The sequence below is a fragment of the Acinetobacter sp. SwsAc2 genome (assembly GCF_013391465.1).
Lineage (GTDB): Bacteria > Pseudomonadota > Gammaproteobacteria > Pseudomonadales > Moraxellaceae > Acinetobacter > Acinetobacter johnsonii.
In genome coordinates this window covers 48,232-63,236 of sequence record NZ_JACBEZ010000009.1, presented here as the reverse complement: position 1 = coordinate 63,236, position 15,005 = coordinate 48,232, and the positions used below count along the sequence as shown (strand labels likewise).

10 protein-coding genes, 1 tRNA gene and 1 pseudogene are annotated in these 15,005 nt (G+C 40.2%); 3 read left to right on the top strand and 9 right to left on the bottom strand.

Going from position 1 to position 15,005, the window contains the following annotated elements:
* Window positions 1–8: 8 nt before the first annotated feature.
* The 9 genes and pseudogenes from HYI04_RS05990 to efp all read right to left on the bottom strand — a co-directional run bounded on the left by HYI04_RS05990 (window position 9) and on the right by efp (window position 9,706).
* Entirely contained in the window at window positions 9–1,034 is a 1,026-nt protein-coding gene (locus HYI04_RS05990) for a site-specific integrase (protein WP_010326476.1), read from the bottom strand.
* Between the two features lie 143 nt (window positions 1,035–1,177).
* A tRNA-Val gene (locus HYI04_RS05985) sits at window positions 1,178–1,254 on the bottom strand.
* A 43-nt stretch (window positions 1,255–1,297) separates the two neighbouring features.
* Window positions 1,298–3,289 carry a DUF3488 and transglutaminase-like domain-containing protein gene (locus HYI04_RS05980; RefSeq protein ID WP_010326475.1) on the bottom strand — a complete coding sequence of 664 codons (1,992 nt, stop codon included), beginning with the start codon at window positions 3,287–3,289 and terminating at the stop codon, window positions 1,298–1,300.
* Between the two features lie 10 nt (window positions 3,290–3,299).
* Window positions 3,300–4,199 (bottom strand): DUF58 domain-containing protein, encoded by a 900-nt coding sequence (locus tag HYI04_RS05975; RefSeq protein WP_010326474.1) that lies wholly within the window; start codon window positions 4,197–4,199, stop codon window positions 3,300–3,302.
* Window positions 4,200–4,215: 16 nt separating this feature from the next.
* Entirely contained in the window at window positions 4,216–5,172 is a 957-nt protein-coding gene (locus HYI04_RS05970) for a MoxR family ATPase (protein WP_010326473.1), read from the bottom strand.
* Window positions 5,173–5,292: 120 nt separating this feature from the next.
* Window positions 5,293–6,311 (bottom strand): annotated as a pseudogene (locus tag HYI04_RS05965) (2-dehydropantoate 2-reductase).
* A gap of 241 nt (window positions 6,312–6,552) precedes the next feature.
* Window positions 6,553–6,855 (bottom strand): YbdD/YjiX family protein, encoded by a 303-nt coding sequence (locus HYI04_RS05960; RefSeq protein WP_004693572.1) that lies wholly within the window; start codon window positions 6,853–6,855, stop codon window positions 6,553–6,555.
* Window positions 6,856–6,865: 10 nt separating this feature from the next.
* Entirely contained in the window at window positions 6,866–8,968 is a 2,103-nt protein-coding gene (locus HYI04_RS05955) for a carbon starvation CstA family protein (RefSeq protein WP_010326470.1), read from the bottom strand.
* A 168-nt stretch (window positions 8,969–9,136) separates the two neighbouring features.
* Window positions 9,137–9,706 (bottom strand): elongation factor P, encoded by a 570-nt coding sequence (gene efp / locus HYI04_RS05950; protein ID WP_004693574.1) that lies wholly within the window; start codon window positions 9,704–9,706, stop codon window positions 9,137–9,139.
* Window positions 9,707–10,015: 309 nt separating this feature from the next.
* On the opposite strand from efp, the gene epmB reads away from it, so the two are divergent.
* The 3 genes from epmB to HYI04_RS05935 are packed head-to-tail and all read left to right on the top strand — an operon-like array spanning window position 10,016 to window position 14,903.
* Window positions 10,016–11,032 (top strand): EF-P beta-lysylation protein EpmB, encoded by a 1,017-nt coding sequence (gene epmB, locus HYI04_RS05945; protein ID WP_062034582.1) that lies wholly within the window; start codon window positions 10,016–10,018, stop codon window positions 11,030–11,032.
* Window positions 11,033–11,049: 17 nt separating this feature from the next.
* Window positions 11,050–12,795: a hypothetical protein gene (locus HYI04_RS05940; protein ID WP_029574994.1), complete on the top strand. Its 1,746-nt coding sequence runs from the start codon at window positions 11,050–11,052 to the stop codon at window positions 12,793–12,795.
* Window positions 12,777–14,903: an EAL domain-containing protein gene (locus HYI04_RS05935; protein ID WP_058952069.1), complete on the top strand. Its 2,127-nt coding sequence runs from the start codon at window positions 12,777–12,779 to the stop codon at window positions 14,901–14,903. Before HYI04_RS05940 ends, HYI04_RS05935 begins: the two co-directional genes overlap by 19 nt.
* Window positions 14,904–15,005 lie beyond the last annotated feature (102 nt).

The window sequence follows — 15,005 nt, the reverse complement described above, 5'->3', positions numbered from 1 at the left end:
GTGCGGGTTTAATTTTCTCGATTAAATGCTTCCACCAAATCTTCAGCATTTGGGTTGTAGTAAGTATTTACCAAGACTTCAATTTTCTTATGGCCAGTAATTTTCGCTAAAATCTCTACTGGCAATTTACGCACCCGTACCATACGCGTAATCGCCTCATGGCGCGTATCATGAAAGTGCAAACCATTCAGACCAATCGCTGCTTTTCTCTTTTCCCACATCAACCGAAAGGCATTTTCAGTCTGTGGAATAACTTTCTTTCCATCATGTTTAATTAAATCGAGTAGTGCCCTGGCTTCTTCAGACAAAGGTACATTGCGCGGTTCACCATTTTTTGTTTTAGGCAGATGAATATGACGTTCATGCACATCCTTCTTTTCTAGTGAAATCAGCTCACCACGACGTAAGGCAGTTTCTAAGGCAAATAAGAAACCCCAAGCAACATAGTGCTGCGGTAAAACCGGTGTATCACCGACTTCATAATCTAGTGCTTTCAGCACCAGTGCAACTTCAGACGGATGGATCCGTCGAGATCTGGCCTTAGGTTTCTTCGGCTTGGTAATGAGCATCCATTGATTGTCATCGAGTAGAAATAGCTCTTTCTGAGCATAGGTAAAAATTGCGCTATAAAAAGAGATCTCTTTTAAAACAGTATTTGCCCCAACTTGAGTCAAACGTCGATTACGCCAGTTGGTTAATTGCTTGGGAGAAATATCATGTACCGATGTACCAGACAGAAAGCCAAATTTCTCATCAAAGGTACTAACCTGTCCTTTAATCCAATTCCTTGAACTCTTGGACTCCCTAAACTGGCCAACGTGCTCATAATAATGATCGACCAACTCTCTAAAGGTAAATTTAGGCTTTATCCCTTGCTCTACTTCTTTCGTAGCAATTTTTGACTCTAAAAATTTTGTCGCAGCCCAATGCTCACATTCTTTAATAGTGTCACGGGTACAGGAGATTCTTTTTCCATCAATTTGGATTTGAATACGGTAAACATCGCCTCTTTTTACGGGCTTTGGGATTTTCATTGGGGAAATCTTGGTGCATTTCTGGGGAAGTTTATTAATTATTTCTACTATTTTTTGAAATATCTAGGGAAAACAACAAAATTCAAACCATAAAAAAAGGGCCTACAAGTCGTTGAAATTGCTTGTAAACCCTTTGTATATCTTGGTAGGTATATCCAGACTCGAACTGGAGACCTCTACGATGTCAACGTAGCGCTCTAACCAACTGAGCTATACACCTGAAGTAAAAGCATAATATTCACTTTTAAAAAGTATGACAAGCGCTATTTCTTGTTTTTTAAAGCAGATGCACAAGTTTTAAGCACTCGTTTAAATTGTTGAATATTTTTTGAATTCAACCTATTGGAATAACGCATTTGCTGATAATAATCAGCCGCCTGCTTAAATAAAACTTGCTGTTCAGGTTTAACGTCTTGAGCTAAACGCAACAACCATTTGTTTACCGTTTCGGCATCTTGTTTACGCTGCTCAGTTGTTAAGCTTCGAGAAAAAGATTGAATGACAATGTCATATTCAGAAGTTTGAGCACGTTTACGGCAAAATATAACCCACCAGTACAGTAAAACTAACCCACCAATGCTAATAATAATCAGCAATACCAATGAATAAGTGGATTGGAGTCCTAGCTTCTGCAACCAACCTCGTTGAGCCTCTGCATTATAGCCAACCACCTTACTTTGCCATTGGTAACTTGCATAGTCACTCCAAATGCGGATTTTGTTTAATACCGAATAGCGCTGTACATTCCATCGACTACTCTCACCCCAAACACTGGCATCTTGGCTCATTAAATCTTGCATACCCTGTTCAATACGCTGCGGTGCAATCATGGCTGTTGGGTCATAGCGTTTCCAGCGCCCATCCACAAAGACTTCCGTCCATGCATGCGCATCTAACTGTCGAACTTCCCAACTTTTTGCATTTGGTGAAGGCTGACCACCTTGATACCCAACCACAATACGTGCTGGAATTCCTGCATAACGCATCAGCATCACGAAGCTAGAAGCATAATGTTCACAAAAACCTTGTTTGGATTGAAACAAAAATTCATCAATACGATGCTGCCCCAACAAACCTGGTTGCAAGGTATAGCTAAAACCATTGTTGCGATACCATTGCAAAACATTTTGGATATAACGTTTCGGGTTCTCGTTACTTTGCTTAAGCAGCTGTTGTGCCAATTGCTGCGCTTTCAAGTCCATGTGCTCAGGCGCTTTTAAGTTTATGCTTCGTTGTATCTTAGATAATTCACTTTGGGAAAATTGAACATTTCCCATCCATTGCAATGCAATAGGTTCCACACGCTGCACTTGACGATAAGCCTGAATACTCCAATCCTGACGTAGCTGATAACGTCGCTCTAAGGGTTGTGAATATTCCAATGCCATAATCCACGGAATCGCGACATCAGCGGGTAAATATTGATAGTTCCATTTTTTGGATGTAGAGATTTGCGTTAATGTATCATCCGAAATACTTTGTTGATTAATAAAACTACTGGTCCACTTTTGCCCATCATATTGATCTAAGACCATCGCGCGCCAATAAAGCTCTGAACGATTTGGGAGCTGAGTGACATCACCAATAATACGAAAAGCCAAATGACTGGACTGGGATAATTGCGCAATATCTCCAGGTGACATACTGTCACTCATGCCTGTCACTGCTTTATTTTCAGGAATGGGAATATGCCAAAGTGGGGGTAAACGCGGAAAAAAGATAAACAGCAGCACAAAAAAAGGCAGTGCGAGACCTACAAATTTAATGACGTGTTTTGCATCTTGCCTTAATGCCATACGATTCGAGTTTTCAGATGCAAAAGCATGGGTTTGCACTCGATACAGCCCCAACAAACAACTCAATAAACACAGCAAAACCATGGCAGCCGTCATAAATGACTGACTATATAAAAACATACTCGCCGCAACAAATAAAGCAAAGTTAAACAAAATGATCACATCACGCTGCGTTTTTGTTTCTAAGGCTTTCGCAAAGAGAAAGATGCTTAAAACAGCTACGCCCGCTTCTACCCCTAAAAAGCTTTGATAGCTCCAAAAAGTGACCGCTAGAACAACAAGGGTCAAAATGTAAATTGCCCATTTCGGGAAATGGTTGCCCGTGGATTTCATGAAATACCATAGACAGCCGATACAAATGGCGAAAATGACACTCAATAGCACAGGACTAAAACTTAGTTGTGTGATCCAAATCAAACTTAGTGTCAGTACAATGGCAATACGAATAGAAGAATGCATACTGTTCTCGCTATGCCTGCGCCAAAAGTAATTTGGCTTGAAGGTATTGTTCTCGTCCTATCCCTTTGGCTAGTTCAGTATGGGGGAAATACAGTGCATAGGCATACTGCAACTGCTCACATTGTTCAACCAAGCCCATCATCAAGCTTAACTTTTCTTCATGCGAAGGACTCGGCATATGTGCATAGTGAATGTCTAAACTGTGTTGATCCTGATGTTGCTCAAAGACTTTAATAAATAAACCTTGTCCTTGTGCCACTTGTTTCCATGAAACCGCCTGTAAAGAGTCGCCCTCTTTAAAATTTCGTAATTCTCGAAATTCATCCATGTCCGGTTCAAAACCGTGCTGTTGCTGTTTATTTTCTGCCGCTAAAGACTTAGCTTTAGGCGCTATCCACACAGGTGCTTGGATAAAAAAATAACTCCATGCACGAACGAGACCAAATGGATAAGTCGAGTAAATTTTAATCTCGGGAAAACTAAACTGTCCGCGCTCTTTTGGAAAAAAATTTAAATCGACCACCTGATGGGTATCTTGAATAAACAACTGTTCTATATGATCAGCATAAGCGAGCCAAAGGTATCGAGGCTGTGAATGCTGTTGTTTGAAATGCATTTGTAATTGCAATGCACTCTCAACCTGCCCTATTTCAGGCAATACAAGATCAACACTTAACCCATGTAGCTGTTTAAAGGTCAAATAAAAACTCATACACAGCACGGCACTGATTAAAAAACAAAACGCTAAAATTAAGTTATTGGCATAATTCACCCCAGCAATAAAGGTGATTAAAATCAGCACCACATATACATATCCTTGCTGATAAATAAACACCAGTACATCTTTTTGGGTCAGTTGTTTTTCAGCCTTAAATTTAAAGCGTTTATTGATCCAGTTTTGCCACAGCATGCGTCAGCTTATCCTATTAGTGAACTTTGACTTGCTTCATAAGCTGCTCAGTTTCAGCTTCACCCAGCCCAATACGATGCGCGGTCACTGCGACAAATACAGCCTGTACATCATCGGGTGTAACAAATGCACGGGCTTTAACCAGAGCATAGGCTTGTGCTGCTTTCTTCAAAGCCAGTACGCCACGTGTAGATAACCCATGTCGACCTTTACGAGTCTCAGCCACCAAATCTAAAATATAATCCAAGACTTCCTCAGACAAATAAATCTGTGGCACCAAAGTTTGTAAGGCAAGAATGTCTTGTTCAGAAAATACAGTCATCAACTGCTGAATCAAGTCATGACGGGATTGTTGCTGCAATAAAGCCTTTTCTGCCTGACGGGATGGATAACCCAAAGATAAACGCATAAGAAAACGGTCGAGCTGTGACTCTGGTAGTGCATAAGTTCCACTTTGAAAAAGTGGGTTTTGCGTTGCAATTACCCAAAAAGGCTGCGGTAGTACATAACGACTTGCATCGATTGTCACCACACCCTCTTCCATCGCCTCTAAGAGCGCACTCTGCGTTTTCGGACTACAGCGGTTAATTTCATCTGCGAGTAAAATTTGAGTAAAAATTGGCCCTTGCTTAAACTCAAACAGATGTTCTTTTTGGTTAAACATATTCACCCCAATCACATCGCTTGCCAGCATGTCATTGGTAAACTGAATCCGTTTAAATTGAAGACCAGCCAAATGGGCCAAGCTACTGGCCAATGTGGTTTTGCCTAAACCAGGCAAGTCTTCAAATAAGATATGCCCACCAGCTAAAAGGCTGCATAAGGCTAATTGGGTTTGTTGATTTTTATCTAAAACGATTTGATTAACTTGATTGAGGAATTCTTGGATTTTTGGATAAAAAATACTTAACTGTGATTCATCGAGCATGTCATATTGCAACGTTTCTACCGTTTTCTCTTTTCCCCAAAGCACCTTATTCTCCCCAATCAAAATATAAATCAAGGTTTAACATACAGGTTTTTCAACCATACTCAAAGATGATCCTTATAAATATTCAATGATTTGCGTATGAATGACTTACCTCACCTCAAGCTATTGTTTCGATGCCGATTTCAACTGATCTTTTACAGCATCTGCGCTCATTGAAAATGATAGAGATGATTTCTCTGCTTGCTTAATCAATTCTATGAGTCGTGCATTGATTGGAGCCTGTCTACCACATTGCTCTGCAAGTTTTAAAACCTCACCATTAATCCAGTCGACCTCTGTGGGGCGACCTGCAATTAAATCATCTTGCATAGACGACCGGGCTAGTGGATCGATTGCCAACATTTTACGACTTAATAATTTAAATAATGGATTGGGTAAACTCAGTAATTTTGGAATCAAATGGGTCGGAACTGCGGTTAACTTTGCAGGTTTAATTTGTGCATAATCAAGCAGTGCTAAGGCTTCCTGCTGCGCCATTGCCACACATGGGCGATATTTATGAATCGACAATTGTTCCTTTAACGGTTTTTTTGACAATACATTGATTGAATTATTTAAATTAAGTAAAAGCTTGGCCCACTGCACAGCCGGCATGTCTTTTTCAAAAACAATCTCTAACCCTGCTTTTTGAAATGCATTCTCAAGCAAATTTTGATTCGGATATTGCTTAACACTTAATGCACCAGAGGTACCTTGATGATAATGCCCAGCTTCTTGCGTGGCGACGTTAAAAGGAACCATTCCCTCTAAAATCATTTGCTCTTGCAAAACCCTTTTTAAAATAGGGACATTGCTTAAACCATTATGAAAGCTGATGATCAGCGGTATTTTAGTTCCTAAATATTCTTTAAGTTCATGCGCAACTTGTTCCGTTGCTGCCGATTTCACACAAATAAAAACAACATCAGCATTCACAACCTGAGCAGGATCGGTCGTTAGTTTGAGTTGATGAGGTGCAAGTTTGATCTTTTTGCCTAAATAATCAGTTAAGACTAAGCCCCATTGGGAAGCTCTGCATGAATACGTGGACGCGTGATAAAAGTAACATCATTACCTGCAGCAACCAACCTTCCGCCTAAATAACACCCAATGCTTCCAGCACCATAAATATATATTTTCATTCAATTTCCCTTTGCAAACATTCCAGTATTTTAAGAACTATAACAATCAAAAGCTGTCAAATATACAACATGAACCTTTTATGCCTCACACTCCGTGTTGCGTTATGATTTAAGCCGTGATGTAACAACTTGCTTCATGCAAAAAGTACACTGTCGAATCTAACACGAGCAACCGCATGTAATTGAGTATTTTCACAAAAAAAACGGCACCGAAGTGCCGTCTTTGAATTGATTAATTATATTAACATGGGCACTTTTTCATGCCATTCGTTGCAGATGGATAACGCGCATCCACACAATGACGATAAAAAGTTTTAGCATCCATCGCTTCTAAATCAGGATGGTGCTTTTTCATATGCTCCAAATAGTTTGGATAGTCAGGCACCCCCACCATCAAGCGGAAACTTTGCTGCAAACGTTGCCACAGCGTCGCAATTCGAGACCAATTTTTAGGGTTCAGAATCAAATCTTTCTGCGACATCACGGTCATTTTAATGATTTTATAAATCATCGTTTTTCCACTTTTAGCAAATTTTAGATTCATCTGACTCTCCTTAATGTCCAGCTTTTGATGGCTGAATGTCTTCAGGATCACGATAAATGGCTTCTGCTTCATGCACAGTCGGAACTGGGCTTGCCAATGCACGACGAATTACTCTAATCGCAGCAAAGAGCATCACGATCGCCACAATCATAAAGAATCCACACAGTGCAGCATTGATCTGATTCGACATCGCAACAGTTTGCATTTCAGCAACCGTTTTTGCTGGTGCTAAAATTTCATTGTTTGCAATTGCATTGTTAAAGCGTTCAGCTTGTGCCAAGAAACCAATTTTTGGATTTTCGTGGAAAATTTTCTGCCAGCCCGCGGTCATACAGGTTACCAACAAGAATACTGTCGGGACAATCGTGACCCATACATATTTCTCTTTCTTCATTTTGAAGAGGATAACCGTACCTAAGATCAATGCCATTGCCGCAAGCATTTGGTTACCCACACCAAACAGTGGCCATAAGCTATTGATGCCCCCGAGCGGATCGACGACACCTTGGTAAACAAAGAAGCCCCACCCTGAAACCGCAACTGCTGTACCCAACAAGTTTCCGAAAAAGTTATGTGAGTTTTTCACCGCAGGAATCACAATCCCAACTGTGTCTTGCACCATGAAACGACATGCACGCGTACCCGCATCAACAGCTGTTAAGATGAAAAGTGCTTCGAATAAAATGGCAAAGTGATACCAAAACGCCATCATTTCACGGCTATTGAAAATTTCCGTAATGATGTGAGCCATACCAATAGCAAAAGTTGGCGCACCGCCAGTACGTGAAAGAATGGTACTTTCACCCACTTCTTGAGCCAGTAAAGTTAATGTTTCTGGAGTAACAACAAAACCTAAGTTACGAACAGCTTCAGCTGCGGTGTCTACACTTGTACCCAGTAAAGCGGCTGGAGAGTTAATCGCAAAATACACACCTGGATCAAGCACTGCGGCACAGATCAGAGCCATGATTGCAACAAATGACTCCATGAGCATACCGCCATATCCGATCATACGAATATCACGCTCATTGTTCACAAGTTTCGGCGTGGTTCCAGACGACACTAATGCGTGGAAACCTGAAATTGCGCCACAGGCAATGGTAATAAATAAGAATGGGAACATTGAACCTGCAAACACAGGGCCTGTACCATCAATAAATTGCGTGAATGCTGGCAGCTTCATTTCTGGCATTGCGAAAATAATACCGACTGCCAAACCTGCAATAACACCAATCTTTAGGAAGGTTGATAAGTAATCGCGTGGTGCAAGCAATAACCACACAGGTAGTGCTGAAGCCACGAAACCATAAATAATCAGCGCCCAAGTCAACTGAGTGCCCGACAGTGTAAAGAACGCACCCCAATATGGATGCTGTGCAATATTTTCACCGTAGACAATACCGAGCATCATCAAAACGAAACCAATAATAGATACTTCTGCAATTTTACCCGGGCGGATAAAACGCATGTAAATCCCCATAAAGAGCGCAATTGGAATCGTTGCCGCAATACTAAATACGCCCCACGGGCTGTGTGCAAGTGCTTTGACCACGACCAGTGCCAAAACTGCAAGGATAATAATCATTACCCCCAACGCACCAAGCATAACCACAATCCCTGCAAAAGTTCCAAGCTCTTGCTTTGCCATTTCACCGAGTGAACGTCCATCACGACGGGTAGAAATAAACAACACCAAAAAGTCTTGTACTGCACCTGCAAGCACGACACCGACAAGTAACCAAATCGTGCCAGGTAAATAGCCCATTTGCGCTGCTAAAATAGGCCCTACTAATGGACCTGCACCTGCAATCGCTGCAAAGTGATGTCCAAATAGAACACTTTTGTTGGTTGGAACATAGTCCAGACCATCATTTAAACGATGCGCGGGAGTTAAGCGACGTTCATCAAGCTCAAAAACTTTATTTGCAATAAATAAACTATAGAAGCGATAAGCAATACTATAAATACAGCCCGCAGCAAGTACGAGCCAGATGGCATTGACATGCTCACCACGACTCAGTGCCAATATCCCAAAAGAGACTGCACCGACGATGGCTACCAGTAGCCAGATGATTTTTGAAGTCAGGGTTGACTTCGGCTGAACAGATTCCATTTCAATCCCTCATATTTGTTGCATTCAATCAGCGTCTTTAATTATTCGAGGTACTGCTGTTTTCCTTTGCGACTTTACTCTGCATCTCCTTGTTTTGATCTAATACTTTGGCATAAAAAAAGGGATGATTTTCATCATCCCTTCCGATAATAGTCTATTTTTAAACCATTATGCACGTTCTAAATAATCGCCAGTACGAGTATCTACACGAACGCTTTCTTCTTGCTGTACAAATAATGGAACACGTACTACAGCACCTGTTTCCAATTTTGCAGGTTTACCACCACCGCCAGAAGTATCACCACGTACACCCGGATCAGTTTCAACAATTTTCAAAACCACGAAGTTTGGTGGGTTTACTGTTAATGGCACGCCATTGAACAGCATAATAGTACATTTTTCATTTGAATCATCTTTTAACCATTTTGCAGCATCGCCCATTGCTGTTTTGTCAGCAGCGATCTGTTCAAATGATACAGGATCCATGAAGTTCCACATTTCGCCGTCGTTGTACAAGTATTCCATTTCCACTTCTACAATGTCAGCCGCTTCTAAAGAATCACCAGACTTAAATGTTTTTTCTAAAACTTTACCAGAACGTAAATTACGTAGTTTTACGCGGTTAAATGCTTGACCTTTACCTGGCTTTACATATTCATTTTCCATGATTGAACATGGGTTACCATCAAGCATAACCTTAAGGCCTGACTTGAAATCATTCGTAGAATAATAGGCCATGACTGGCGCACTCCAAACTAACTAACTTAAATATTTATGTCTTTATCTTAGACACCAAAGCTTTGTAAAGCAGGGCCATAAAGATAGGGCATCTTTTTTGATGCCTCGTATTGTAAATGAGCAAGGTGTTATGAAGCAATGAAAATCCACTGCCTATAAGCCGAAGATCTTGATAAAATAGCCCTGTTCCGCGTGTTTTTGTGTATTGAAAAAGCCTTTTTAGACCACGCACATCCGAACAACTCGTTTCGACATCACCCGATTTGATGACCTAACTTTCTTTTGACCTAGTATTTGACCCCTTATTGCATGACTCATTATTTGTACCAAGAGCAAAATTGGCAAGCTCAACTCAGTGATTTAATTACTGACCCTTTAGAATTACTTAACATTCTAGAGCTTTCTCCTGAGCAACTGCTGTCAGGCGCACTGCTTGCATCAACCCAATTTAAACTCCGTGTTCCCCGTGCTTTTGTGACAAGAATGCAAAAAGGTAATCCGCTTGATCCTTTACTCCTTCAAGTCCTGCCCCATCATCTTGAGCTGGAAGAACATCCCGACTTCGTGACCGACCCCTTGGGTGAGGAACAAGCCAACCAACAACCCGGTGTTTTGCACAAATATAAAACTCGTTTCTTACTTACGCTGACTGGGGCATGTGCCGTTCATTGTCGTTACTGTTTTCGTCGACATTTCCCCTATCAAGAGAACCTGCCAAAGTCAGAAGATTGGATCAATATTCAACACTATATTCAGTCGAAACCTGACATTAATGAAGTCATTTTGAGTGGCGGAGACCCCTTAACGCTGTCCAATCGTAAAATAAAATTATGGATTGAACGCTTAGAAAGTATTCCTCAACTTAAATTTTTGAGAATTCACTCACGAGTTCCTATCGTAATGCCTAACCGTGTCGATGATGAGCTAATTTCCATCTTAAAAAACAGTAGGCTGCGCATTATTCTAGTGGTACACTCAAATCATGCATCGGAATTGGATGATTTTACCTGCCGTCAATTACAGCAATTAGTCGCAGAAAAAATCACCGTTTTCAATCAGGCGGTTTTGTTGAAAGGGGTCAATGATCACGTTCAAATTTTGACAGATTTGAGCTACCGTTTATTCGATGCAGGTGTATTGCCATACTATTTACATGTTTTAGATAAAGTAAAAGGGGCTCACCATTTTGATTTAAACTCGCAAGACATTGATTTGCTGTATCAAGGATTATTGGCGAATCTACCCGGCTATCTGGTTCCCAAGCTGGTCAGAGAAATTGCGGGAGAAAAGAATAAGACACCACTTTTCGGGGTTTCAACTTTTTGAGTTAAATAATAACGATGATGACGACGAGTACTTCAGATATCTTCCAAAAACCAACCGAATTAAAGTTGGATAAGCTTAGTTTTTGCCCAAGCACAGTCAAAGGCTTACAAGAATGGTTAGCAAACTTATCCATTTTACAATTGGGTGACTCTTCTCGTTCCTTATTTCAAGCATTACTTGAAGTCTCCGAACTTCAAGTCAGCGAAACACTTCGCTTTGATTTAGTTCAAGTACTGCATCCAAATTTGGAAAATGTGCTTACCAGTTTAGAGAAACATTTTTTTAATCAAGGCCTCATCACCACTGACCGAAATGACCATATTATTGAGCTTGCCTTATTAATGCGTAGTCATTTTGCTAAAGTCTATATCGACATTGCAAAACGTGTTTCTCAGCAAATCACTCAAAATAAGTTTTCTCTATTTGCTTTTAATCAAAAAAAGAACCTACAAACGGCTCGAACCGTATCGAGTTATTATGCTTTACAACAACTGTCACTGTTGTTGTACCAACAACACTTGCTCTATAGTTCTCCTATTCCGGGGCAGTGGCTAGCAGCTCATCAGCTCTTAGATTCTGCTATCCAAAATAACTTCTATTTGACCAACATTAATCAAATACAAGGCACGCAGCATCAGCTCAACAATATTAGCCAAGCCTATGCGCAGCTCATTCTATTGGATATTTTTAATACCCATCAAATCCGTCCAGGTGAAATTCAAGGACTATTTTTGTGTAGTTTTGATTGGGCTAAGCTGATTCAAATATTACCTAAAGAAACCACCTTATCTCGCTATATTGTCGATGCATCAAAAGACTACCCGCCGACCTATAATTCTCAAAAAAATAGTCATATTCAGCCGAATATTTTTATATCGACACAAGCTCTGCTTGATCATCTCTCGGAGATGCAAACCAAACGCGCTGAGCCACTGTCGCGTGATGAGAAGATTTTCCTTACCCCTGCTTTGCATTTTCACATTCATAACTTATTGACCAATAATATTGAACGTAAGCATGAACGATATGAATACTCGGCCCAATTACAAATTTGTTTTGGCCTGTCAGTCGCACATTTCTATTTGTCTAAAGGCAAGAACTTTAATGAAACTTTAGAGCTAGAAGGTAACTACAACTTTCAAAATGAAAGTCACCTGATCAACTCCATGAACAGTAATATTCCTGTGGAAACAAGTTCTGCTCGTATGATTGATCGTGAGTCGAAACAAATCTACCCTGCCGAAGTTTTAGATATTAGTGTGAATGGTTACCGTATTCGCTGGACTGGACCAACACCTGCGCATTTAAAAACAGGTGAGTTTATTTTGGTTCAAGAAAATGCACATAGCCAATGGCGCGGTGGTGTGATTCGCTGGATTAAACAATCAAGTGAGAAAAGCTTGGAACTGGGTTTAGAAATCTTAGCGCAAGATCTTTTCCCATGTGCTGTTATGGTAAAAACAGACCGAACTACTCAGAACTATCAGCCTGCATTATTGGTACAAACGTCCCAACTAGACGAAGTACAAACCAGCCTCATTGTGCCAGGTTCGAATATGTACAGAGAAAAACAAACCATTCACTTACGCCTAGGTGATGAAGATCTTAAAATTTATTTAGTAAAAGCACATTTAATTACGCAAAGTTTTATTCGTTTTGATTATGAATTGTTGAATGACCAACAAGAGCCATTGGTTCAAAGTTTTATTCAAAAGCAAATGAATGCTATTAAGAATCACGATTTATGGGAAGCATTGAAGTGAGAAATCCATTATTATCTAAAAAGTTAAAACGTACGGAAACACGTTTACTCATTATTGATGATAATCAGATCCGTTATAACCAAATTCGTGACCTTTTAACTTCTAGCGATCATCAAGTCCATGCCACCTTACTGGATGACTTACAAAACTTTGAAAAACAGCTTCATCTGCCTTGGGACGTGGTAATTTTTGGTCGCGCCTATGACCTAAAGTATGAACAAGCACTAACTTTGATTCGCAACTCTAACCAAGTCAATTTACCACTAATTTTATTAAAGCCCGATGAATATCAATCAACCCAATACGCAAGTTTTATTCGTAAAGGGGTCTATGATATTTTGGACTTAGAAGAAGCGGATAACTTTTACTTAGGTCTACTGCGTGCACTGTCATTAAGTCGTTTATTGCAAAGCCAACAACAACTCATGAATGAGCTTGAAACAGCGCAAAACCAAGCACAGGCTTTAGTTGAAGAAAGTAATAAAGCCATTGCTTTAATTCAAGAAGGGATTCATGTTTCAGCCAATGCTGAATACTTACAACTGTTCGGCTTAAGCTCTGAAGATGATATTATCGGTCAACCTTTGCTTGATATTCTCCAGCCGAAAGATGTAAACGATTTTAAAATCCGTTTTAAGAAAATTTCACAAGGTCAGTTTGATTTAGGTGCTTTTGAAGTTGCTACTCTCAATAGCAATGCCCAAACTCACAATCCTTTAAAAGTTGAGTTTTTAACTGCGCCTGAAGATGATGCGCTCCAACTGACGATTGAAGCCGAATCTGAACGCTCTGCTGCTCCATCAGTCAACACTGAAAATCATGCGATACAACCTAATACGTATCAACAAATTAACCGTGCTATGACCAAACAACCTTCTGATCTGAATGCCTTAGTTAGCTTTGCACTCAGCTCTTGTCCAGATGAAATTTTTAAAGCCAACTGGGCAACCACGCGTGATTATTTTAACAATATTTACAGCTTTTTAAATGAACAAACTCATATTCCTCTGTTTAAGGCGGGTGGGCAAACCATCGTTGGTTTATTCCAAGCAGAATCACAGGCCAAACTTGAATCTAAGCTGATTGCGTTAAATGCGCTCACCAAACCACAACTCATTACCGTAGAAAACAATAGCTATCCAGTAAATTTGCGCATTGGCTATACTTTATTGAAAGGTGAAATTTCAAATCAAGATCAGTTTGAAAACTTATTGTGCTCAGCCTTTAAAACCGCTTTACCGACCAATCAAGACGATTGCGAAATTGAGCAAAAAGCCAGTATTGACATGCCTGTGATTGAGTTGATCAACCCTACTGTCAGCGATACTTTAGACACTCAAAAAACAGCAAATGAACCTACGGTGCTTAAAGCCTTACATCTTGCATTAGAGCGTGGCGAGATTCATCTTAAATATCAACAGCTTTACGACAAAGAAGACACTAATTTATACACCTATGAAGTTACTAGTGGCTTTATTTATGGTAATACGTGGAAAAATATATCGAGCCTCAAAGAGTTAAGTGAAGACCACGAACTGTCTATTAAACTTGACCGCTGGATTTTAGTTGAGTCGTGTAAACAGCTACACAATTTTATCACTCAGTATCCTGAAGCAAAGTTGATTGTAAATTTAAACAAAGCCGTACTGTTGAATGACCGCTCTTTCCCTGAATTTATCGCCAAACTGATTACCATTGTACGCAGTAAGTTAAGTCACCCAATTACCCTTCAGTTCTCTGAGGATGATATCAGCCAGAACATTGCTGAAGCGCAAAAATACATTGCCCAGCTTCGCCAATATGGTGCTGAAGTTTCGATTCGTGACTTTGGTAATAGCATTTATAGTGAATCTATTCTACGTCAGCTCGATATCAACAATCTCACCTTACATGAAAACTTAACTCGCATGCTCAGTAGCGACGCCAACACGGAAGAGTTGCAAGAAAAAGTTGCGGTATATCATCAATTGAAAAACATTCAAATTATGTTACGTGATCTGAATGATATGACGTCATTTGCCAATGCATGGAATGTCGATGCCCGCTTCATTCAAGGCGATTATTTCCAAAAGAAACTCGATCATCTGATTGATGTGCAGGATCAGTAAAGCTTTGACCTTGGATACTAACCTCTAAATTTCAAGACCCCTATACGGGGTCTTTTATTATATGGTCTAACTAGCAGCCCTATGACTCTGTATTCAAATATC

Bases quoted from the DNA above. Each gene is read 5' to 3' on its own strand.
- HYI04_RS05990 (WP_010326476.1), bottom strand. From the start codon at position 1,034: ATGAAAATCCCAAAGCCCGTAAAAAGAGGCGATGTTTACCGTATTCAA.
- HYI04_RS05980 (WP_010326475.1), bottom strand. From the start codon at position 3,289: ATGCATTCTTCTATTCGTATTGCCATTGTACTGACACTAAGTTTGATT.
- HYI04_RS05975 (WP_010326474.1), bottom strand. From the start codon at position 4,199: ATGCTGTGGCAAAACTGGATCAATAAACGCTTTAAATTTAAGGCTGAA.
- HYI04_RS05960 (WP_004693572.1), bottom strand. From the start codon at position 6,855: ATGAATCTAAAATTTGCTAAAAGTGGAAAAACGATGATTTATAAAATC.
- HYI04_RS05955 (WP_010326470.1), bottom strand. From the start codon at position 8,968: ATGGAATCTGTTCAGCCGAAGTCAACCCTGACTTCAAAAATCATCTGG.
- efp (WP_004693574.1), bottom strand. From the start codon at position 9,706: ATGGCCTATTATTCTACGAATGATTTCAAGTCAGGCCTTAAGGTTATG.
- epmB (WP_062034582.1), top strand. From the start codon at position 10,016: ATGACTCATTATTTGTACCAAGAGCAAAATTGGCAAGCTCAACTCAGT.
- HYI04_RS05940 (WP_029574994.1), top strand. From the start codon at position 11,050: ATGACGACGAGTACTTCAGATATCTTCCAAAAACCAACCGAATTAAAG.
- HYI04_RS05935 (WP_058952069.1), top strand. From the start codon at position 12,777: ATGGGAAGCATTGAAGTGAGAAATCCATTATTATCTAAAAAGTTAAAA.